21 protein-coding genes are annotated in these 23,020 nt (G+C 47.1%); 1 reads left to right on the top strand and 20 read right to left on the bottom strand.

The annotated features are described in order from the left end of the window. Positions 1 to 446 precede the first annotated feature (446 nt). A complete protein-coding gene (locus tag G7Y51_RS05785) occupies positions 447 to 1,067 on the top strand; it encodes an IS630 family transposase (RefSeq protein WP_165175474.1) in 621 nt (206 codons plus the stop codon). A 295-nt stretch (positions 1,068 to 1,362) separates the two neighbouring features. Here G7Y51_RS05785 and G7Y51_RS05790 read toward each other — a convergent pair whose 3' ends face one another. From G7Y51_RS05790 to G7Y51_RS05885, 20 genes are all read right to left on the bottom strand, one after another. Beyond that, positions 1,363 to 2,688, bottom strand: coding sequence for a CapA family protein (locus G7Y51_RS05790; protein WP_165175476.1), 1,326 nt, complete (start codon positions 2,686 to 2,688; stop codon positions 1,363 to 1,365). A 197-nt stretch (positions 2,689 to 2,885) separates the two neighbouring features. Further along, positions 2,886 to 3,890, bottom strand: a complete 1,005-nt coding sequence (locus tag G7Y51_RS05795; protein WP_165175478.1) for a hypothetical protein — start codon at positions 3,888 to 3,890, stop codon at positions 2,886 to 2,888. After that, positions 3,890 to 4,654, bottom strand: coding sequence for a hypothetical protein (locus tag G7Y51_RS05800; protein ID WP_165175480.1), 765 nt, complete (start codon positions 4,652 to 4,654; stop codon positions 3,890 to 3,892). Before G7Y51_RS05800 ends, G7Y51_RS05795 begins: the two co-directional genes overlap by 1 nt. Before the next feature lie 14 nt (positions 4,655 to 4,668). Further along, a complete protein-coding gene (locus G7Y51_RS05805; protein ID WP_165175482.1) occupies positions 4,669 to 5,454 on the bottom strand; it encodes a tetratricopeptide repeat protein in 786 nt (261 codons plus the stop codon). A gap of 236 nt (positions 5,455 to 5,690) precedes the next feature. Beyond that, entirely contained in the window at positions 5,691 to 7,802 is a 2,112-nt protein-coding gene (locus tag G7Y51_RS05810; RefSeq protein WP_165175484.1) for a hypothetical protein, read from the bottom strand. Positions 7,803 to 8,086: 284 nt separating this feature from the next. Next, on the bottom strand, positions 8,087 to 9,040 hold the full coding sequence (locus G7Y51_RS05815; protein WP_165175486.1) for a hypothetical protein: 954 nt from the start codon (positions 9,038 to 9,040) through the stop codon (positions 8,087 to 8,089). Continuing rightward, positions 9,033 to 9,797: a hypothetical protein gene (locus G7Y51_RS05820; protein WP_165175488.1), complete on the bottom strand. Its 765-nt coding sequence runs from the start codon at positions 9,795 to 9,797 to the stop codon at positions 9,033 to 9,035. The genes G7Y51_RS05815 and G7Y51_RS05820 overlap by 8 nt, the downstream gene beginning before the upstream one ends. A gap of 3 nt (positions 9,798 to 9,800) precedes the next feature. Then, complete coding sequence (locus tag G7Y51_RS05825) at positions 9,801 to 10,472, bottom strand: hypothetical protein (protein WP_165175490.1); 672 nt, start codon at positions 10,470 to 10,472, stop codon at positions 9,801 to 9,803. A 54-nt stretch (positions 10,473 to 10,526) separates the two neighbouring features. Beyond that, positions 10,527 to 12,290 (bottom strand): SUMF1/EgtB/PvdO family nonheme iron enzyme, encoded by a 1,764-nt coding sequence (locus tag G7Y51_RS05830; protein WP_165175492.1) that lies wholly within the window; start codon positions 12,288 to 12,290, stop codon positions 10,527 to 10,529. Then, complete coding sequence (locus G7Y51_RS05835; RefSeq protein WP_165175494.1) at positions 12,283 to 14,334, bottom strand: ATP-binding cassette domain-containing protein; 2,052 nt, start codon at positions 14,332 to 14,334, stop codon at positions 12,283 to 12,285. Before G7Y51_RS05835 ends, G7Y51_RS05830 begins: the two co-directional genes overlap by 8 nt. A 162-nt stretch (positions 14,335 to 14,496) precedes the next feature. After that, positions 14,497 to 16,491 (bottom strand): vWA domain-containing protein, encoded by a 1,995-nt coding sequence (locus G7Y51_RS05840; protein WP_165175496.1) that lies wholly within the window; start codon positions 16,489 to 16,491, stop codon positions 14,497 to 14,499. 9 nt (positions 16,492 to 16,500) lie between these two features. Beyond that, positions 16,501 to 17,799 carry a hypothetical protein gene (locus G7Y51_RS05845; protein ID WP_165175498.1) on the bottom strand — a complete coding sequence of 433 codons (1,299 nt, stop codon included), beginning with the start codon at positions 17,797 to 17,799 and terminating at the stop codon, positions 16,501 to 16,503. Between the two features lie 45 nt (positions 17,800 to 17,844). Continuing rightward, positions 17,845 to 18,213 (bottom strand): hypothetical protein, encoded by a 369-nt coding sequence (locus tag G7Y51_RS05850; RefSeq protein ID WP_165175500.1) that lies wholly within the window; start codon positions 18,211 to 18,213, stop codon positions 17,845 to 17,847. Between the two features lie 56 nt (positions 18,214 to 18,269). Then, positions 18,270 to 18,626 (bottom strand): hypothetical protein, encoded by a 357-nt coding sequence (locus tag G7Y51_RS05855; RefSeq protein ID WP_206214262.1) that lies wholly within the window; start codon positions 18,624 to 18,626, stop codon positions 18,270 to 18,272. Between the two features lie 57 nt (positions 18,627 to 18,683). Next, complete coding sequence (locus tag G7Y51_RS05860; RefSeq protein WP_206214263.1) at positions 18,684 to 19,007, bottom strand: hypothetical protein; 324 nt, start codon at positions 19,005 to 19,007, stop codon at positions 18,684 to 18,686. A 61-nt stretch (positions 19,008 to 19,068) separates the two neighbouring features. Next, entirely contained in the window at positions 19,069 to 19,407 is a 339-nt protein-coding gene (locus tag G7Y51_RS13565) for a hypothetical protein (RefSeq protein ID WP_206214265.1), read from the bottom strand. A 143-nt stretch (positions 19,408 to 19,550) separates the two neighbouring features. After that, positions 19,551 to 20,027: a YccF domain-containing protein gene (locus G7Y51_RS05870; RefSeq protein WP_165175508.1), complete on the bottom strand. Its 477-nt coding sequence runs from the start codon at positions 20,025 to 20,027 to the stop codon at positions 19,551 to 19,553. A 752-nt stretch (positions 20,028 to 20,779) separates the two neighbouring features. Continuing rightward, a complete protein-coding gene (locus G7Y51_RS05875; protein WP_165175510.1) occupies positions 20,780 to 21,826 on the bottom strand; it encodes a site-specific integrase in 1,047 nt (348 codons plus the stop codon). An 84-nt stretch (positions 21,827 to 21,910) separates the two neighbouring features. Further along, on the bottom strand, positions 21,911 to 22,537 hold the full coding sequence (gene rdgC / locus G7Y51_RS05880; protein WP_206214266.1) for a recombination-associated protein RdgC: 627 nt from the start codon (positions 22,535 to 22,537) through the stop codon (positions 21,911 to 21,913). Between the two features lie 13 nt (positions 22,538 to 22,550). After that, on the bottom strand, positions 22,551 to 22,901 hold the full coding sequence (locus G7Y51_RS05885) for a MobC family plasmid mobilization relaxosome protein (RefSeq protein ID WP_165175514.1): 351 nt from the start codon (positions 22,899 to 22,901) through the stop codon (positions 22,551 to 22,553). Between the last annotated feature and the right edge of the window lie 119 nt (positions 22,902 to 23,020).

A 23,020-nucleotide genomic window follows, 5' to 3' on the forward strand; every position in this document is an offset into this window, starting at 1 on the left:
CCGTGGAGTGGTGCGAGTAAATTGAAATCCACAATTCTTGCAGCGATACCGTTGTTTTCCCAGAATCTTTCCGCTTCGATATACCGTGCTGGCATGGCACTTGGGGCAGTCGGGCTTTGCTTCCATGTGTTTCTCCTTTTGGAGGGATATAACACATTTACATCATATTGTTAATACTCTCCTTGATGGAAAAGCAACAGCCAGGCAATTGGCAGATATTTTAGGTTATACCCCGGCTAGCATCTGCAATTGGGTCAGAGCTTACCGTGAAAACCAACGATTATCAGCCAAACCCAATGGCCATCGCCCAAGTTGTTTCTCATGCGAGGAGATTCGGGAATTGCAAGCCCTTCTTGATAAAAATGTTGATATGACGCTTCAGGAAATTAAAGAGCATTTTAATAAATCATGTTGCCTGGCTGCCATCCACCGTCTGCTTGTTAAACTTGGCTACAAATATAAAAAAAACTCTCAAGGCCAGCGAACAAGAACGCGAAGATGTAAGAAGGAAACGTGAGGAATGGAAACTGTTCCAGCAAAAAGCTTCATGTAATAGATTGATATTTATTGATGAAACCGGTGCCAAAACCAATATGACGAGATTATACGGCAGAGCCAGAAATGGCCAACGTTGCCATGATCATGCGTCAGACGGACGTTGGGAAAGGATAAGCATACTTTCAGCAATCCGGGTAACGGGAGAAACTTGCAGTGTTGTTTTTGATGGGGCACTGGATGGAAAAATGTACAATGCTTATATTGAAAAATTTCTTCTTCCAACGCTTAAAGCTAACGATGTTGTTATAATGGATAATTTGAATGTCCATAAATCAAAAACAGCCCAAAACTTGATAAGGGAAAAAGGCTGCGAGTATATTTTCCTTCCAGAATACAGCCCGGATTTAAATCCCATTGAAAAGATGTGGAGCAAAGTGAAACAATTACTTCGGGGTATGAAAGCAAAAACATGTGATGAACTGTACAAATCCATTGGAAAAGCATTAAGTTGTATCACACAAAAAGACGCTGAAGGATGGTTTAAATCCTGTGGCTATGTAAAAAGTTAAAAGAAAAATGCTCTATTCCCGCGTGGACGCCATGATCGCCCTGCGGATGCGCGCCAACGGCCACAGCCGGGAGGCTGTTGCCGAGGCTATCCGTGAGAATCCCAAAGGCAGAGACTGGCAACGCTACGCTGAACGCACAGTAGATTACGCTTTCGGCTATAGTCATCGTAATTATCATATGTATCGTCTATACATGCACATGATGCAAGCGATATATACAAAAATACGATGCATACCCTACGTAAAGACATACCGATAACGTGCTTAAGTATATTCGCAAATCTCCATTATCACGTTATCTATTCACAAACGAATCATCATATGTCGATTCGTAGTACAGATAAAATCCATGCTCATCTGGAATGGTATGCAAATCCAGAAAATCGCGTATACCAAACTCAACATTTGAAAGTTTTAATGCTATACTTTCATCAACTAAAATAGATGATACTTGATTTCCAAGCCCATTGTTAATGGGCTCTGTCTTCAGTATTTCTAAAGAGGGCTCATGCTGTTCTGCTTTACTTGTATAAAAAAATCCAATGACCGCAGGTAAAACACGTGCAACCTTACGTGGACGGCTGAGATCAACCCATGTGGGGGCCACAGAAACACGGTGCAGATAGGCTCCTCCTCCATCACTGCCTGGTAAAATATCCAGTGCAAGTATTGCTGACCGCTCTCGTGGTAATGTACGCTGTGAAGATATAAAATTGCCCAAAGACCAGGCAATCACACAATTCTTATTGCCCGCAGACTGCACTTCTATAGGCTGGAGTACATGAGGATGTGTGCCGATGATGGCATCCACCCCCAATTCCAGACAATAGCTGGCAATATCCCGCTGAGCAGGAGAAGGCTCTGTAGAGTATTCTTCTCCCCAATGGAAAGTTGCCACTATATAATCAGCCCCCTGCCTCCTAAGCTGGGCAATATCATCTGATATACGATTTTTATCTATGATATTTAGCGATATGGAAGCAGAATCATGATAATCTATAGGAGAATTACTGCCATAGGTATAATTAAAAATCCCTAAGCGTACACCCTTGACATCAATCAGGAGAGGTGAGGGGCAGCCCCCTGTCAGACCTGTAACCGCCAAGTTATTGGCCTGTAAAACTTCCACCGTTCGCTTGGCAGCCTGTATGCCGTGATCATAAATATGATTGTTAGCAAGAAGCAGAGTTGTAAAGCCTACATCATGCAGGGCTGTCGCCAGACTGTCAGGGGTGTTAAAATGTGGATAGCCACTGAAACCAGGCCTGGCTCCTCCAAGCACTGTTTCAAAATTCCCAATAACCAGATCTCCCTTCATCCAGGGACGAATAGCCTCAAAGCTAGAATGAAAGTCATACGCTCCATTGCTATGAGCTATCTCAAGTTGGGTGGCATGTACCATTATGTCGCCAACAAAAATCAGGCGTATGGGCATGTCTGTGCCTTTTTCACTAAAATCAGGCAAAGACACTGAGAAATTATTCGGCATGGATGCTGGCAACAAAGCATTGCTTTGCGCCAGCACCATATCCGTCATTCCGACAAGCAAGCAAAAACAGTAACATAGGCTCAGGAAGATTTTCATTTTGTTGTTAAGCATTGTCACAATATTTATCTTCATAAACCACCTATCGATACATACTTTGCTTGCCTGGCACATATATTATTTTAGAGCATTTTCTCTTTGAAAATACTCTGCTGACGCGAAAGCGGCAGCCGCCGTAATGCGGCGCACATTCAGGCGAAAACCGCGGTTTTCGCCTGAATGCCACCCTTGACTTTCATAAAAAGTCAAAGGTAATCTGCTCTAAGATGATGTTAGTTAACATGACAACTGGATAATGACGCATAATATCCAGTTGGTATATATACCATGTCGATCCCTGCATGAGATGCAGCTTCATCCATTATATCCAGGGATTTTGAGTACAATGTTTTTGTTGATGCTATACGAGCAGTATTGTCAGTATAGTTTGTATCAAAATCACTAGAAATACTATCAAGACTGGCAGAGGCTTGGCTATCAATAGCAGAAGCGTAAGCGGCTTCCTGTTTTGCAGCGTTCTGCTCAGCATCTTTCTTGGTATTATCTATCAACTGCTCCATTTGATTGATATTTTTTACTTTCGAAATTGCTTTTGTTTGCCTGGAGCGTTTTTGTTCTGCTGCGGCCAATGTACGATTTTCCTTCGGCTTAGCTTTGGCCAATTCACGCTCGGAGGCCAACGCATTACGGAATTCCTGCTCTCGCTTGACTGACTGATTGTATGCGTCATCAAGCACTGTGCTTATTTGTGTCATACCGTTCCGAATCTCTGCGTAATGACTTTTGAAGTCAGTCTCTGAAATTCTGTGAGCCTGATAACTTCCCAGGAGAATTTTGAACTCTCTGACATAGCATTGCAGACTAAGCATTGAATACAGCTCAACATGGCTCATATTTTTTATATCTGTCGTCATATCAGCACGGTAGCTGGCCAGTCTGGCTTTTACATCCTTGATTTGCTGCTGTTTTCCAGATGCGTAACCTACTGCTCCTGCTGTTATGCCGCCTATTAGCCCCCCGGCAAGCGCACCTTTCCAGTCACCACTTACCAAAGCCCCTACCGCAGCCCCACCCGCAGCGCCGACTACGCCTGATACAATCGTTCTCTGAACCAAGGCTTTCTGCGCCTCTGCCAAGTCTTGAAACGGCTTCACGCATTGCGGATAGTATTCGGCATTGATTTTAGGTATCTTGGCTTGAGGTGCGCAAGCTGTTAAAAATGCGGCTAAACATATGAGCAATAGCATCGAAAAATGAGAATTTGGCAGAGTTTTCATTATAAGCCCCCATCATTAGGTGTTTTAGGTTTCAATGTTTCACGAAGAGATAAAATAGCCTTTGTATTACGCTCTATACATACAATTGCAAATAATACTATGCAGATACATAATACGAAAAATATCATTTTTGCATCAAGTATATTTTCATCTATGGCTCTTTGAAGATTTTTATTGGTTTTATCTTGTTCATTGATCATCATGCGATTTTCTTTTATGTTTTCATCTAAATTTTGAAAATATATTTCAAGAAAATCAGTCCATAGCGCGTATTGCGGATTTAGAATATCGTTATCTGCTGACAGATTAATGTCTTGCTCAAATTTTTTTAGTTGAGCAAGGAGGTTACTGAGATTTGTTATAGGATCAATATATTCTTTTGATATTTGACAGCGATCATATAATTTATCTTTCAAGCTCTCCTTGGGTAAAATCTGCCCAGTTTTCTTTGCTATTTCAAAAATAACATCCAGTATATTATTCAAAATTGGATTACATTCCATTCTTTCTGCATCTACAGAATCGACAGGCTTTACATCCTGAGAGCTGACCTGTTCCAAACGTGCTGCAACTTTTGCAAGCTCTGCGCGAAAAGATTCATAGCTCAATGCAGTAACTGACTTTTCTGGCTCCTTAATCGATACAAAATTTGTGGCAGCCATGACTACAAAATAGAGGCAGCCAGTGAGCGTTGCCACAATACCAAGAGCAGCAACTTTTTCTACGCCGCTGAAAAAATATCGCTTCATGCTATCGTATTTCATATTTCCCCCTTAAATCAGGAATTCCATTCATTGGCATGGCGAAGAGATTTGATGCGCCAAATCAGCTTATTTCTCAATCTTTCATTTTTCGCCAAGCGAGCTGCCCTCTCAAATGCGTCTATAGCTTCAGATATTCGCTCATGCTTATTATGAATTTTACCTATATAAATATAGCATTCCATTTTTTTATTATCATCATTGCAATTTCTGATATACACTTTCAAATCGCTCAGTGCCTTTTCATCAAAATTTGCGGATTCATTGTCATTTACGTTATAATAGGCAATTCCGCGTAGATAATAAGATTCTATATCGTTACGATTATGGTAAATCGCTGCATCAGCCTCTCTCTGGGCACGTTTCCAATCTTTATTTATAGCATTACATTCTGCCATGAGCCTGTGATATTTGTACGTATCTCTTGAAGTCTGCCCCCTCTGTTCAGATATTGCTTTGTCAAGACTTAATATGGCAGCGTCAATCATACCTTGCTTATACTGTAATTGAGCCAGACGAAAATACACATTGGAACCACTCCGGCCAAGGGCTATCGCCTGTTGAACATAGCTTATAGCCTTTTCAGCACTTTCACAGTATGAAAGATAAAAGTAGGCTGTAGCCCTGATTTCTTGTGTAAGGGTAAAATCTACAGTCAGAGGAAGCAGAATACTTTTTGCTTCATCTATCTTATTTTGTTCTATCAACTCTCTCGCATGCTTGAAATTTGCATCATCACTGGTATGTGCTGTAGCAGGTAAGCATAGCAATGCTGCAATTATGAACAGAGCAAGCTTCTTCATAGTAGCTCCTTTTTGCTTCTCTGGTATGATTTTACGTACATCAATATTGGTATGCAGTCAGGGTCAGCCCTCATTAAACCACCTGCTGCAAAGCCGCCTTTTCCCGTCCGGCGGCGTTGCAAGGCCAACATTGACCTTGCGGTATGTTCAATACAGCTTCGCCCAATGTTGGCCTTGCGCCTTGCCGGCCGAAAAAATTCGGCTTTTCGCGGACGGTGTTTTCATGAGGGCTGACCCTAATCAATAAGGATAACGTCATCCTTCTGCTTTTCTGGTACCTGCTGATTATTATCTGAATTATTATCTGAATTATTATCTGAATTATTATCTATATCAGGGGCAATTACATCATTGCTGTGTGTTCCAGCCTGATTATGAACATCTTCATTATTTATGTTCATTTTGTTATTATTTGTATTTATTGTAATATATACTATTTTCGGCGTTCTGCCATTTTTTAATTCCATAAGAATGTTTTCTATTCCGGTCTGATCCGCAATGGATGGCAGCGAATTCATGGCTTTGTCAGCAATTTCTTGCATCAAAGTTATCTTGTCCAGCTTGCTTGCAGCTATTATCTGCATGGCGTAGTTTTGATACAAAGCATTTTTCTGCCCTTTGGTAATAGCATTGCTCAAAATTTGTATTACTTGCTCATATTGTTCAGCCTCAAAGTATATTTCTCCCTTGCGGTAGATATATACATATTCTGCAGGAACGAGTTTTATTGCCTGATTAATATATTTAATTTTCTCTTTTGTTGTTGATCCGAAATATGACATAAGATACATAAAGGAAGATTTATCTCTTTTTAGTTTATACTTCTCTATATAACGTTGCAGCATACTTATTACTGATTCTCTTCTATCTACCGGCTCTCTTTCCTGCCCCCAGTATTCTATCCAACCATCTTTCAATGATCGATTGATATTATCACGCCAATATGAGAAATCATCCCGCGCGGGATTAATCAAGCCTAATGGCATAAGAATTTTATCCCCCAGAGATTCTATGTCATTATCACTTTGTGATTTTTTCTTATTGGCTTTTTCAGATGCCTGTGCCAGCGACAATGCCATCTGAAGATCACCCCTGTATTCATTGATATTGGACTGATATGTGAGATTGGCCTCCAGGCTGCCTTTTTGCCCCATGCTGACTGCTTTTTTGAAATAATTTTCAGCTTCAGTCATATTACCAAGAGAATAGTTCAGTTCTCCAAGAATAAAGTATGCCAGTGCTGATTCTTTGAGAGAATTTGCAATATCTATATTTTTCTTTGCCTCATTGTGCTTGCCTTCTCTTATGAGACAGATGGATTTATACAGATACAGCCTGACATCATCCTTAAACATCTTTAGGGCAGTATTGCTTGCCTTTAGCCCCTTAGCGTATTCATCATGAGACATCAGAGCGGATATGTACTGAATATGATTTCTTATTTTATTATTGCCAAGTCGCACTGATTCTTCTGCATAGTCTACATCGTTCAAATTTGCTAAGCTTTTAAGATAGTAAATTGCACTCAGGGTATCATTATCCAAGGAGAATGATCTGTGTATGTCATCAAGAATTTCATTACATTTATCGCTATCATTTTGCTTGAAATAATCTACAGCTTTGATCAGCATTTTGGAGACATCTTTCTTCCGACCTGTTTCGTCTATGGTAGGATCAAGGCGTTTGAGCAGACTTTCTGGCACTTTCCGCTCAATGGCCTTACTGTATATCAACCTGTTGGTATGTGCTCCGTGGTCAAGCAGGAGGTGAGCTAACTCTGGCTTATCCAAGAAATATTCCAGGGCTGTACAAGGCGCGCCTTCAATTTCATTGCCCATTGCTTCGTTTCGTGGGCATGCTGGGCCTGTTATAGGCATATTGATGTTAACATTATACTTCAGCAATAAGTTTACATAGCCAATGTCTCCACCATGCAGTAAAATAAGAGTATCACCTTCAAAGCCAATTTCATTAGGATCTGCTCCATGTTTTAATAAAACTTCAACTTTTTTTAGATCATCTCCTGCGAAGCTGAGTGGTGAAACCCCGCACCTGTCGGCATCGGTATAATACTCAGGCTCAGGAGTTCCATCTATTTCATGCTCTTGTAAATTTGCATTTACATTGGCGCCTGCCCCAATCAGAATCTCCATCACTTCAGTTGAGGGGTTATTCTCAATAGCAAAATAAAGGGCACGAGTAATCTCTTCTTCTGTATACTGTCTATTGTTAAGTAACATACGAATATCATCAGGTGTTCCTGATTTAGCCATTGAAATTAAGTCACTAGAATATACAAATTCTGACATATATAAAAAGATTACAAGAAAGAACACAAATTTACGCATGGCAATTACTCCAATCTTATCATTTTATCTTCAGCGATTATGGAGCAACCTTCGCATATGTGCCTCATTCATCCTCTGTTGCATCTCAATATATTCAGGTTCTCTTGCCACCCTCGCAGCATCTTCAAGAACCTGGAGATAATATGAACAGGCACAGCTCTGCGTTAAGCATATAAACAAAAAAGTCCTCAATATAAATGCCATATCTAACCTCTTATCTATCCAGTCAAGTGTTACTGTCATTATAAATAGAGCGGTTTGGATAATTTCATTATCAAACCGCTCTAAACCATATCAATGCCAGCCTCTACAGCAGCCTTGTCCATAATTTCCATTGCCCGGAGGTGGGATACCTTGAGGCTTTCAATTTGCTGGCGAGTTTCGGCATAGCCCTGCCCATAGTCTGAAGCGATGGCATGTGCGTCCTGCTTAGGCGGAATTGCTTTGCCGGCAAAAGTCTCAAGCATCACGGTCAAGTCGTCATCATTGGCAGTCTGGGCTTTTTCCACCCTGGCCCTGTTTTCAGCAAAAACAGCTTTGATGGGTTTGTTTGCCCCCTGTTGCCGTGCAGCGGAAGCAGAAGAAACAGGGGATGGCGTGGCCGTCCCAGCTCTGGCGGCGTCTGTCCGTTGTGCTTTTTCCGCCACAGTAAAGCTGGAAGTAAATTCATTCTCAGTGCGGGCTATTTCCTGCTCCATGTTGCCGATGATTTGCCCAAGCTGCTGCATGGCCTTGCGAATTTCGGCATACCGCTTGCTGTATTCCGGTTTGAGTATCTGACCATTTTCATAGGCGTTTCGCAGTTTTTCAAATTCGGCCATATAACATTCCATGCATTCATAGGCATAGAGCTGCAAGCGGTTTGCCTCTGTCAAATCCTGATTGGCTGTGATGCGGATAGAAGCAAAGCGGGTATTTTCGTTATGAATCTGCTGCAATTTGGCAAAGCTGTAGCCCACGGCTGCGCCCGTCCCCGCGCCTACAGCCGCACCTACCAGTGGGCCAACAATATTGCCGGGCGTTACAACGATACCAATGACAGCCCCGCCCAATGCTCCCATCAGGGCAGCGCCAGCAGTTTGCTTTTGCAAATGCGAGGTGCTGTGCTGCATTTCCACAAGGGGGGACACGCATTGCCGATAGTAATGAGCATCTATGCGCGGCACATTTTGATTGGCGCAGCCAATGCATAGGCAGAATGCCAGCAATAAGCATAATGTGACAATTTGCTTAGCCATGATTCTTCTTTTCCGTTGTTTCTGTGCTGGTCTTTTGGAGTTTCTTGGATTCTATCGGCGGCAATACCTTGCGTTCTTCCTCTGTGTAATCCTGATTCTTTACCATGATATGCTTATCCACCAGTCTGTTATCTTTCAATTCAAGCAAAAACAAGAGTGGAGAATCTCCTCGGATAGTAGAAGGGAGACCAGAGGCATAAGGATGTTCATATTGCCATATTTCAGTTTTACCATACTCATGCACAAGCTGAGGTTTACCTATTTGCCTGAAGATAGCTCCTGTGGAAGCCCCATTCTTTAAGTTTTGAAATGTTTGAATAAATTTGTCATCATCAACCTTATCTGGTGCCTTGATCAAATCATATTTTGTTTGATAGCCTAATGAGTTTTCATTATACACAACATTTTTCAGTATTCCGTTTTTATTGAAAATGAAGAGGCAGGATTTAGCTGTTGAAAGCATATATTGGACTTCAGTTGTGAGTCCTGTACTCTTTTTTTCAAGGGGGACATCTTTTCTGAAGGTATACATGTATCCGATTAATCCGCTGTCTGACACATATCTAACTGTTGGATATTGAAGGAATTTTAGCACATCAATATTTGTTGTCTCGCCAACCTTGGAATAAGCATATATACTTTCCTTTGTTTGCTGTGGGAATGAAGATGGTTCTACTTTGTCTTCACTTTTATAGGCTTTATAGGCACATCCAGAGATAAATAACATTGACAGTATCAAAGCAGACATTATTTTCATGGCTTACTTCACTCCTTTTGAAGAGATAAAGGAACCCTTAATTACCTCTACAATCTTATACGCTGTTCCTTTTATTACAGAAGAACCTTTCCCCTCACTGGTCTCTTCTGCCATATCAGCAGCAGCCGTAATGCCTGTAGCTAATAGCCAAATAAGTGGATCCCCCCCAGAACTGTTAGACCCATAACGTTCTTCAGCACTTTCGGTGTCTCCAGAAGGGAGCTTAACTATACGGTTTGCAACAATATATTCACCGTTATGCTTTTTTATCGCACTGAGATAGGCCTCAACTCTCAATACACTGGTTCCACCATCTCCAAACCCGGTAATTCCTTGCAATGCTCTTTTTGCAGCACTTCCCGGTTGAAAATACTCTATATTTACAACAAGCATATATTTATTAATATCTTGTTCATAATCTGTTAAATATAAATTTTCTTTTTTCAAATTTTCCACAAGCCTGGCATGGAGCAACTCTCCAACTTCTATGGCATTGGCAGAACCTTCTTTATTATATTTTATTTTTCCAGTAACCTTAACATCAAGCAAGAATGGCTCTTCTATGCGCTCTGGATTATTTGCATCATAATACACCATATATGTTGTTTTTTGTATACATCCAAAAGACAGCATACTTGCTACAAGAATGGCAAGGCAGAAAATTTTTCTCATCATCTCCCCCCCAGAGAATTTTTTGCGTCAATACCGTACGAAAACTCACGCATTGCCTTAGGTTTTTACATTCCAATATGCCATCAGCCTTTGCAGCAGCCAATCCGGCAGCATATCCTGCAAGTCCTGCCTGTCTGTTCTCTGGGCAGCCAGTCCATAGCTCCCTGCAATATGTTTCTGTAAAACGGCCAAACGGCGGCCCATACTGCGACTGAAGCCATCATCATGGGAAAACTGCACGTGCAATGCTTCAATTTGCTGCAGCATCCGTCCCGTATCCATTTGGGAAGCAGATCTGAGCATATTGCGGTAATAGTAGAGTGCGCCCTGGATCCCTTTTACAAATCCGCTGATTTCGTGCCGCATCTTGTCTGTTTTGTGTTCACTGGCGCGTTGCTCTTCAGGTGAAAGGGCTTGAAAAGCCTCCATGAGCTTAATGAGCTGGTAGCAACGGGAAGCGTAGTTGGCGATAGTTTCCAGCGAGAAGGCAGCCCCCAGAAGCATTTCGCGCATCATGCGTTCTTCGTTGACGTTGACCTGCTCATGGTAACGCGCTGCCACTTCTTCTGCTTCAGCCAGCCGCTGACGCAGGATCGGGCTTTCCACTTCACGCACGACTTCGCGAATCAGTATCCTGACGTCCTGCTTTGGTGCATCTTGCGCAGCCTGTGGACTGCGGCGTTCTTCCCATTCATGTTGCAGTGTTTCCTGCTTGTCTTTGGGGGTAAGAATCGTACCGATGCTGATACGGAAGCCCAAATCATCTCTGCGCTGGGCAGCTCCATCAGTATAGTAGGCAGCCTCTATCCGTCGCCCCGGATGCAGACTGTTTTCAGAAAAGGCCCGCCAGCTTCCCCCCTTGATGACAAAGCCCCCCTGATTGCCCATGAGATGCCCTGCTGACACCAACTGGAATGGTGTCTGTACCATTTCGGCACAGTTGCCGAGCATATCGTGGAGGAAGAGCGGGTTGGCCTTGCGGGAGCCGATGGCTGCCATGCTGGTCAGACTGGCGTCATACTGCGCGGCAATGATGTATTCGCTCATGTTGGCATTATCCGGCACCGGATGCAGGCGGGTACGTTCACGCTCCACGGCACTGACCCTGTGGCCTCCACGAGCTGCATACTCCCATTCAGCTTCGGTGGGCAGGCGTAAATAGGAAGAACGCCGTTCCTGCTGAAAATAGGGCAGGTATGCCGGATGGTTCTGCATCAGCCATTCCGAATAGCGGCGGGTAAACTCCAATGCTTCAAACCAGGAGACATTGCTGACAGGCTTGTCATCTCCTGCCTTGATACGGAATGTTCCCTCTTCCATCACAGCACGCCATTGTCCCTGGCTGACCTCATACTTGCCAATGAAATAGAGGAAGCTGCGCAGTCCGTTGCTGGCAGAAGCTCCACTGGCAGGGTCTGCCTGAAGCCAGCCCTGCACGCTCTGTCCCCAACTGGGCGGGATGTCACTCAATTCAAAAGGAGCATTGACCGAAGCTGTATAGCGGCGTTCCGCCCATGCCTCAAAAATGGTATTTCCGCTGTCTGCCTGTGCTGCCACGCCAAAGGGTTGCTGCACGTCATCAAAATACCCCCTGGCAGGGACGCAGACTGCCCGCAAAACCATTTGCAAGCCACCAGGCATGGGCAAAATGATGTCGCCTTCTGCGGGGCTGGGATTGGAAATTTTCTGAACCGAAGGCAGTTCGCTCTTGCCTGTCAGCCGCAGGGCGGCACTGGAGACTGGCACGGCAGGAATAAGCAGAAAACAGCCAGCCAGCAGCAGTGCCAGACTGCAACGGCAACAACGGACGGCATCAGGCATCACGGCGCAAAACCTCCGCAGGTTGGAGTCTGAGCAGATGGCGACAGGCAGAAACACCGCACAGGCAGGATAATACGAGTGCGCCAATGTAAAGCATGGCCACCTGTTCGCCAGGCAGGGAACAGGCACTTTCACCCGCCAGGAGCCACGGCCCGGCGACCATATCCAGCAGCATTGCCGCACAACCATAAAAGACAAGTGATGCCGATGCCGCCAGCAGTGCTACGAAGCCCATTTGCAGCAGGGGCAAGGCAAGGAGTTCCCCGCGCTTCAGCCCCATGAGGCTGCCCTGCGCGTACATACGGGCCTTGCGGCTCACATTGGCCACAGACAGACTGACCAGAGAGAAAGCCATACCCGCCAGAGTCACCCCGCCGACCAGCAGGGTCGTGAGTGTCAAGGCATGTTTCAGCCCCTGGATGGTTTCCACTTCACGGGCGAAAGTGTAGGCGTCAATCCCGCGCTGTTTGAGAGCATCACGCATGGGAATAACGTCATCCAGACTGTTCACATACATACGAAAGCCCGCATAGCTGCGATCCTGTTCCGCAGGTTCCGGCAAACCTGACCAGCCAAGCCGTGATACTTCATACCCGTCCCGATAGCGTTCCATATCCAGCAAGAGAGGCAGCGGCAGGTAGATACGGCTTTTCCAGTCTGCCGCATCCGGCAAAATGGCATGGAGGCGGACACGGCAAACAGCCTCCTGAGCCTTGCCATCATGCCGCCGGGTAACAACTAACGTCAGCTCCTGTCCCGGCACTGCCTTCGGCATGGAGCGAGCCAGTTCCTGCGTGATGACAGCTCCATGTTCTGACGGTACTGAAGCGTACCGCTCAAGCAGTGGGTCTCCCGCAGCTGTTGGCAGCACGTCAGCCAGAACAGGGGGACGCCCCTCACGCTGGACTTGCACAGTGCTGGCAAGGGTGCGGGTCAGCGGAACCACAAAGGCCACTGAAGGCAAGGCCGCCAGTTCCGCAATATCCTGCTCTGAATGGCGTTGGCTGCTATAGGGGTTGACCGCCAGGGCCGCCGGATTATCCAACAGCCGTTGCGACAGGATGCTGACAACGCCGGCCCGCAATCCTCCCAAAACCATGAGCGGGGTCAGGGCAGCGGCAAAGGCGAGTACCGCGCAGAAAGAAAGGGAACGTTCATGCCAGAAGTCCCGCCATGCCAGCAAAGCTGCGAGACGTAAATCGGGGCGGTGCGGACAGGAGGGGGCATGGGTCACACGGCTTTGAGTGTCGGCCTCCTGCCCGTCAGCCGTTGATTCGTCTGTATTGGAGGATGAGCCGACCGTTGCGGATGGAAGGGCAAGGCTATAACGAATTTCGCGTGCTGCAACTGTGGGAGCTGCCTGCATGGCAAAAGCGGGAATCCCCACAGCATTGAGCAAGGCGTGGTCATGGCTGACAACCACCAGGGCTGCGCCAAACTTCCGCGATCCTTCCAGCATGAGACGCATGACCGTGCGGGCCGCATCAGGGTCAAGTGCCGAGGTTGGTTCGTCTGCCAGAATAAGGGCCGGGCGATGGGCCAACGCACGGGCTACGGCGGTACGCTGCCGCTCTCCATAGGACAGGTTTTCCGGCAGACTGTGTGCCAGATGCTCCAAGCCTAAGAAATGCAACAACTCCGCTACACGCTCTCGCCCTGTCCCCTCATATTGTTCGGTAAGGCGCAGTGGCAGTGCAATATTGTCCTGCACGCTCAAAAAAGGATAGAGCCCTCCTGCCTGATGCACGAAGCCCATATACTTGCGGCGCACGACCGGCAATGTACCGTGTGCGTCTGACTGCCAAAGCCCGGCAAGGTCGTAAGATTTCCCCTGGCAATGCAGACTGAAGCAGTCCGCACTGTCTGGCCGGGTCAACAGGGCCAGCATTTCCAATAGAGAACTTTTGCCGCAGCCACTTGGCCCGGTAATCCCCACAGCATCGCCGGGGTAGAGGCGCAGACACTCCAGGCAAGCACGGAAAATACGCGATCGTGCTGTATGGCACTTGTTTAAGGCGCGCATTTCCAGCAGCGGCAGAGCCATGACCGTAATCCTTGCTAGAACATTTTGCTTTTGAAATTATTCAATTTCAAAAGCGGCGCTGCCATCATTTCGCCTGAAAAGCGTGGTTTTCAGGCTCATTCGGCGCGAGCGTCCGCTCCCGCGGCCGCCAGAGCGTTTAGCTCATTTCATGAGCAAAACGCTCTAAGGCAGTGAGCTTAAAGGCACACGATACAGGGCTTCAGCGGGATCGGCGGCACCAAACGAAACCCAATTATCCGTATCGTTGTGGTATTCAGCGTAAAGGCGCATCTTGGCTTCCAGCGAATAGATCAGTTCATCCTGTTCGCGGGCGCTCATGGCTATCCACCGCGCCTCAGTCAGATTCATCACCTGGCTTTTATAGGGCAAACCCTCAAGAAATTCCGGCAGCAAGCCCTGGGAAAACAGGTTGTCGCCTGACGCCCTTTGCAAACGCTCCGGGTCTCGTAATGTCTGGGAGGAAAGTGACACAATACGCTGGAACAGGCCGCGGCTGTCTGCACTGCGGGACGCGCGGGCAGCGTCCACCAGCAAGCCTATCTGTCGTGCCAGAGTATTGAGCTGGTGTTTGTTCAACAGAACAGCGGGCATCAGGGCATCTGTGGGTCTGCCTTGCACCAGGGCATTCAAATCTTTATCAGCCACCCATGCCTGCACAAGCTGGGGGGCAGCGGTCTGCTGACGTTTTCCGGCAAACTCAAGATATGCTGAGTAGCCAAGGCATTCGCCCAACCAGGCTGCCGTTTCTTCCGGCGAAGAAGCCGCTGCCGACATGGGCTTGGGAACAGGAACTCCGGCTGCTGCCTTGGCTACGGATTTTTGCAGGATATTCACCAGGGCCGTGGCAATACGTCCAAATTGCTGGCTGGCGACCTGGGCATTTTGTACAGGCAGGGCGATATATGTGCATTTTACACGCCCATCGCGAACAGTGGTCAACTGCTTGTACTGATTGACCACATCCGGCATGTTGTGGCGTTTTCCCTGAGCCGTCTGAAGATGAATAACCACTAGCCGTATCCCTTTCTGAGCCAGCAGGTCTGCCATCTCCCTTTCAGTCAGGCCCGTCGATGAAAGCGGATCACTATTGCGGATGGCCCCGGCATCGGTGATCATCACGGCCACCTTCACGGTGTAAGGTGACCAGTCAAGGCCGTCCACGGCTGCCTTGATGCCCGCAAAAGCATCTTCATTAAAAGAATGGGTAGAAACAGTGGCCTCAGCCATATGTGCAAGGCGTTCCTCTGCTGAAGCCCGCATGGAAACTGTCGTGAACGGGGCTACCACAGATGAAACATATTCCAGCCGCGCGTCATGGCGCGTACTGTTGCGGTAGGCCACAACAGCAAAGGAAACATCATTGGCAATACTGCTTTGGCCTAAAGCATCATAGGCATCACTGACAAACTTTTTGGTCTGTTCAATGTATGGCCCCATTGAAATAGTGGTATCCACAATGAAGGCCACACCCGCTGAAAATTTGGGCGCAGGCGCAGGGGCGGGGTACTGCGCCTGCTGGGGCGCCTGCTTTTTTCCGGGGTCTATGACTCCGACATTAAGGAGGCGCAAGTTATACTGCTCGTATTCATCAGAAAACGAGAATATGGGCATGAGATAAAATTGTTTGCGTGGGATTGCGGCATCCGTTGGCTCACTTGCCAGCACCGGACTGTCAGGGCCAGACGCACTGCGCTGAAGGTTGTCCACTGCCAAACGCATATCTTCGGCCCGCACCAGGTTATCCAGGGCTGAGTAATCCTGGAAAAACAGAACAGGATCGCGTCCCATACGGTCAGTGAACATCAGGGTCAGAGCCTTGTCCCAAGACGAACACTGACTTTGCCGCAGCCAGCCGGATTGCTCAGCTCCACTACTGGCCGGGGAAACCTCAAGCCATTCCTCTCCGTTGAGCACCTGTCGGGAATACACATAGAACGGGGTGAAAGCCCGCACATTACGCATCCCCGCTTCACCAGCCCGGAAGGAAAGCATTGCGCCTGGATGGCTGATAACTCGCTGGTACAATGACCTTTTGCCCTCCTGCACCAGGGGGAGGCGACTCTGCGCTGTCTGAGGCAAAGACTGGCAGGGTGCTGCCCGGACAGCCAGCAAAAGGGGCAGGAGCAGAAAGATGAAGTAAGGTTTCCGCGCTTGCATGGGACACCTCTACAACAAGTCTTCAAGCGGACGTGTCACATCCGGGGCTGGCGCAGCAGGACGCGCAGGGGCTGCCTTGGGCTGGCGCTCTGGCGCGGCAGCCGGGGGGGCAGAAGGGCTGGGGCGACTGGTCGGGGCAGATGCAGCCGGGGAAGAGGGCCTTGCACCGCCCTTGTAAGCATTGTAGGCACTCCAGGCCATAGATGCAGTACCACGGTCAAGGAGTCGATTGGATTCCAGTGCCTTAAACATCTCAAAATTGGGATAGACGCGGTTTCTTACACCAAATTTGTCTGCAAATCGGTCAAGTGCGGCGCGAGTCTGCTCGTCAAGGTGTCCAGTCACGACCACAGAGCTGTCTCCACAGGCGATGAGCTGTGACTGCATGAATGGAATGAGCAGCGGCCCCATACTTGCGTATTGCGTACGCCATTCATTCAGGACATGTCTGTCAGGTGTAAATATCTTGTGACCTTCGCCAACTCGCCAATAGGGGATATTAAGTGAACGACCAATGATTTGCACAACACTGAACTCAGTCATCATTTGCAGGGCCAGATGACGTCCGTGCATTGCCGTGGCCTCAGAGCCAAAGCCCAGACCATTGCCAAAGATGGCAAAACCAATATCCACACCATTTTTGGCATACTGCACTTCCATGCTTGCGCCATATTTGCCAGGCAGAGAAATACCGTTGGTATTATAGACACTAAAGGAGATTGCCAAACGAGAAAGGCGGGATGATTTCTCAGCCGATCCGCTTATGTCTGTGCGCGATAAGCCCTCTGCAAAATTGGCCATTGCCCGCGCCTTATCGGACTGGGATTCAAGGTTACGGTCAAACTGGGCAATACGCCCGGCAATGGTAAAATCAGGATCAGGCCGTTCAGATATTTTGATGTCACCGCGTGTGATTTTCATCATCTGGAGCTTTTGCAGCTCTACTGCCAAGTGCTGTGCATCACTGAGATCATATCGCTCAATATGTCGAACTTTGTAGGAAACCTGGGATATTGCATCCCGTACCATTGCAGTAATGTCCATAGGAATTTCACCTGTGGCGGACAGGCCAGTAGCATCTGTAACAGGCTTTACATAATAATATGTATATGGGTAATCTGGCGGCAGATATACTTCCAATACTGTATTCAGATCGTTGAGTGCCGTTGTGTAAGTTGTGCTTACAGGGGCTTGCGCTTTCATGGGATCAAGCGTTGGAACGGTTGCTTTGCACGCAGCCAAAAGACAGAAGCACACAGAACAGACGAACCATGCGGTTCCTTTTTGCACCAAAACTTTCATTGCCATGACAGCCTCAACCCATTATTTGTGTTAAGTTTATGACAGTATAAATTATTGCATTCTGTTTTTTTTATCTTTGATAATTATAACTGTTGAATTTTTTATTTCGGAGTTATTTATTATCGCTCCTGTATTTGCATTTTTATCAACTACGATATTCCCAGCACCATCAGCATGAACTTTACCGTCAGAATAGTTTTCGTTATCTATAATTATTCCTTCCTTTCGACCGCTTTCAATCAGCTCGGCCATATTCTCTCCCCACGCTTCATAAAGGCTATTTGTTTTTGCATTCGCGGGGGTATTTATATCAGCTATATAGTCGAGATGAGGATTCTCTTCTGCATAAATCAAAGCTGATGGCGAGCAAATACAGCAGTAAAGCCACATGATGATTTTTAATATTAAATTATACCTCATGGGATAACTCCGTAGAATCAATATGTTATATTATTATATCAATAATTATGCAAAAATTAAAATCTATCTCTGTTTCGTATTATAACAGGTGAATTTTTAATTTCAGTTTTGTTAATGATAGGTCCGACATTTGCCCCCTTATCAACTGTCACATTGCCTACGCCATCAGCTCTAACTTTCCCTCCTCCATAACTTCCGGCACCATCAATGACGATACCACTTTTAACGCCTTTTTCTATATGTGCCGCCATATTGTCTCCCCAAGCCTTATATACGTTGGTAGCTCTTGACTCGGCTGGCTTACGCATATCATTTTTATAGTCAGCAAAAATGTCTTCTTCAGCCACTGAAACTCCAGTCCCAATAAGGGAAAATACAACTACTATTGCCATCTTGAAAAGATTGTATCGCATTATATTGCCCCATTATCGTATATTTTTAATTCAATTTTATTTTTTTTGATTCTATTGTTATTTTTTAGGGTTATATGTTGTTGTTTTTCCATTATTGATAATTGTGACATTTTCTAATGTTGTTTTCTTTTGAATGCCATTTTTGCTTGAACTTGATCCTGTAATGCTGCCAATGGAAATCCCCTTTTCATTTACCTCAATGTCGTCCCCTGATTGCGTGTTCTCGCCCTTGGGGAGATTCGCTGTATCAATGACTTTACCTGAATCAGTCTTGATAACTATGCGTTCACCATCCACTGTGAGCTGTGCCGTAAAAGCAGAAGTCACTGACATGGATGACAAAAAAGCACATAGTAGCGATATTTTTATGATGGCATACATCGAAACACTCCTTTTACCGGGGTATCAGGAAGATATTCCTGATACCCCGCAAAAAGACTACTTACTTGCCTTGGCGGACAGTGCCGACACGCATTTCGTTACCCTCGCCGACATTGGCAAGGGTGCTGCCTTGAATTTTTGTTTCGTTCATGATGTTGGTCTGGACACCATTGCCACTATTAGATACGCCACCGACGTCCATCGTGTTGTTTTTACCGACATTGGCAAGTGTGCTGCCTTGAACAGTTGTCTCATTCATGACATTGCTCTGCACAGCCTGTCCCTGAGCCCTATTGACGCTGGACGACTGGGCCTTAACAGAAGTCTCAGACTTCCCGGCAGCCAAAGCAGGGCTGGCAACCAACATGGCGGCAATGAACAAAAGCGCAATGCGTTTCATACCTAAAACCTCCATTCTGTGCGAGAAAAGGCCGCTCCGCACGTTATATAATTGGCGGCATCACCGAAAGTATAAAGAAAGCAAAGCAAGTCTCCTCCGGCGGTGCTGCCTGGCCTCATGAATGTTTATTTATGAGGTGATAGCTATTTGTTAGCCTCAATCCCTTGATATTGATTGTATATTCTTTGTGCTTCCTGCGTGTCCATAACATCCTTTACCTTAGAGGACACACAAATCTTTCCTATTGGGTTGAAAAATGTTGACAAAGATTTTGCTATAGGAACAGCAAGTGGTATAAGGACTATTGTAGCACACAATCCAATCATTTGCAGTATTGATATTGCACAAACAAGAATTCCAAATGGTATATAAAGAATAAATGTTACTATACTTAGTGTATTCCATGCTTCACTATGATGTACATTTGCCTTCAATGATTTTTCAGAAACCATAGCCTGTGTAAATGGGGCCAGGTAAAACTTTCCAAGCTGAACGACTCCATAACCTAAAGGTGCTCCAACAACTGTAAGAATCAGAATTCCACCACAGATAAAGCATAAGATGGAATTAATGAATCCAAAGCATGGAAACCACCAAAGAATATTCCCTAATGTCCTCATTCTCTCCCCTCCTTATGGGATACGGTTGCCCTGTATGGATGGCTTTTTGGGGGGCTTCATGTTCATGCGGACATTCCCCTGATAGGTAATGCGAGGATTTTCGCCATTCTTGGATACCTCCCCAGGAAGGGAGTTATTCCACGTCCAAGCGTGTCCTTCACGTGTATCCAGAATAAAAACGAATCCACCGCTTGCCATCGGAATAGCTTTATAGCGTTCGTTCTCAGCAAACGCTTGCCCACCAGATAGCTGTAAGAAAGCCCCTGCAAGGAGTGAGGAGATCAATAAATATCTTATTATTCCCATCAGTTAGAGCCTCGTTTGAACTTTGCCGATTTAGTAAATCCCGGCGATAGCCATCCCGATTCCTCATTGACAGAATAAATGTCGGTGAATGAGGCTAAAAATCATGAGCCGATGGCTGCAACAGCCTGAAATCTAAGATGTTCTGTTTGGAAAAAATGGCAGGTGCAAATTTTCTCGCGATGAGGGCTTGCGAAATTTGGAACCGGGAAGTATTGAGAAAAGAACACTCACCGACATTTATTCTGTCAGTGAGTGTGGAAGTCTGGGTTTAGAACCTTCCCCCGTAAGTTTTTTTCTTGGCGTAAACGTATTCGCCTTATTGGAGACGTTGGCTATCGTCCTTGTAAGGTAATTTATACTGTGCGCGTAATGGCTTCTGTCACTGGATGCGAGATCGGCGCATGGTATAAGGCAAGGAAAGACGTTTCAGGTAATCTTCCTGAATATCAGGGGAAATATATATTGAGGATGGGTCGCTTGTCCTGAGAGCGTGGTAGCAGCGGATTATTGTGTGTGCCGCAAGACAGCCTGCGGCTACTGCCGTTATCCCTTCTGTGCCGTGCAAGGCAGATACTGATTTTTTGAGCAGCGGCGATCAGGGAAGACCGTGTGAGGTGGGCATAGCGTGTGGTCGTTTTGGGGTCGCTGTGTCCCAAGAGAAGCTGAACTTCGTAGAGAGAGTGACCTTCATTTACCAACAAGCTGGCAAAGGTGTGCCGTAAATCGTGGATTCGTACAGACTCAAGGCCAAGTCTGCGGCGGAGTTTATTCCAGAAGAGATAAAGGTCGGACAAGGGCTTTCCCTGAGCATGACCGGGAAACAACCACGGTGAGTTCTCCTCGCGGCGCAGGGAGAGGATAATCCGGATTGCCTCATCCGACAGAGCGATATACCTGGGTTTATTTGATTTGGATAATGGGACGATAAGCAGGTGTTGCTCAAGGTACACGTTTTCCCATCTGGCATTGAGAATTTCACTTTTGCGCGCGCCAGTAAGCAGGAGCAGCAGTAAAGCCTGAGCTTCCAGCGCACTGGATGTTTCAAGGTTTTCCTTGAGACGTTGCGCCTCTTCCCTCGAAAGGTAGCGTTCCCGCTGTCTGAGAATTTTGAATGGCCGAACACCTCTACAGGGTGACTGTCCGGCGGGCAAATTCCCTTTTGCTTCAGCAAGCTCACAAATACTTTTGAATACCGCCAGAATACGGTTGCAGGTCGATGGGGCCAGAGGGCGTTCTGTCAGGCCATGCAGCCATGCTTCCACATCCTCCCTGGTGATTTCGTGAAGCTGGCGGCCTCCAAAAGCTGGTGAGAGATGAAGCCGGGCATTCCGTTCATCCACAGCATGTGATCTTTTGTGGTGCTGGATGTGAGGCAGGTAAACCTCAGAAACAAACCTGTCAAAGGTCAGGGATTTTTTACTTCTGCGGCCATACCGACTGTCTGGCATGGCCGCAGCCTTTTGTGAGGAAGAGGTATAGATATGAGAAGCCATGCGGTTACTCCATGTGCTGTACTCTTGTGATGACATATCTTTCTTATCGTGCATATATGACGGCAGGGACTTCTGCCATCATACTTACATCCTCTTTGCCAGCTCCTCAACCAAGTCTGCCACACTGGAACAGGTATCAGCATTCACGAGGAACGTGGCATCCTCATCCGCGCCTTTCTCCGCTTTGGGCAGCTTCAGGCCAGACACAGCCAGCCCGGCATCCAGCGTGAACTCCAGTTGCCGGTCGGGATCAGCGTCTGAGGTGGCCACCAGATGCAGCTTCTGGATAGCCATGCCTTCCTCAAGCGCCTGAGACACGGCGTTCAGGCTGTTCTGCACGGCCACGGCAGCCTTTTCCTCGGCCTGTTCGGAAGCGGCCAGACTGGCGGAACCCATCGGGTGCAGGGTGTAGCCTTCGCAGGGGTAGCCTTCCCCGCGCAGGATGGCGGCAAAGAGTTTCGGCATGTCTCCCGCAGGCGTGATGGGTGTAACATCCATGCCGAACGTGGTCTTGAACAGGTCACGCACCGGCTGCACAGCCTTGGCCGAAGTTGCGCCCACAAGCAGGCCTCCTTTTTCCGCATCCCACAGGCAGTCAATCACGGACGGCACAAATTTCGCCTTGGCCGTCAGTTTGGCGGTAATGGCCTCTTTCAGCTCCTTTTTGCGCTTGCCGCCCACCTTTTTGCCGGAGGCGATTGCCTCCCGCACGGAAAGACCTTCATCAGCATGGCCCGGCCTCCGGTTCATCTTCCGTTGAGGCACAGGATACAAACTCGGTAATACGTCGCTCAATGTCCGCCAGCGCCGTCAATACTTCCACGGCTTCCGCCGCCCGCTTGCAAGTGTTGGCCCATCTCGCGAGCTGATTGATGTTCGCGCCGATGCGGGCCAGTTCCTTCAGTCGTCGTTTCTCTTCCGGCGTTTTCCGCAGGCGGATGCCAGGGCAGGTCTGGCGGATGCAATCCGACATACTCATGCCGTGCAGTCCAACGTTGAAGCGGAGGATGTCGCGCTTCTCCGGGTACACGCGCACGATGACAGCGGCGTTGCGCACGGGCTTGACGCGCCTCATTGCCTTTCCTGCCTTTTTGCCTTTTGGGGTTCGAAGGGGCTTTGCCCCTCGCCAGCCGTGAAGCATGACGCGAAGCGTCTATACGAAACGTAAGCTGACCTTCCGGGATAATGCCGGAC

The organism is Desulfovibrio sp. ZJ369 (assembly GCF_011039085.1).
In the GTDB taxonomy this organism is placed as follows: domain Bacteria; phylum Desulfobacterota; class Desulfovibrionia; order Desulfovibrionales; family Desulfovibrionaceae; genus Desulfovibrio.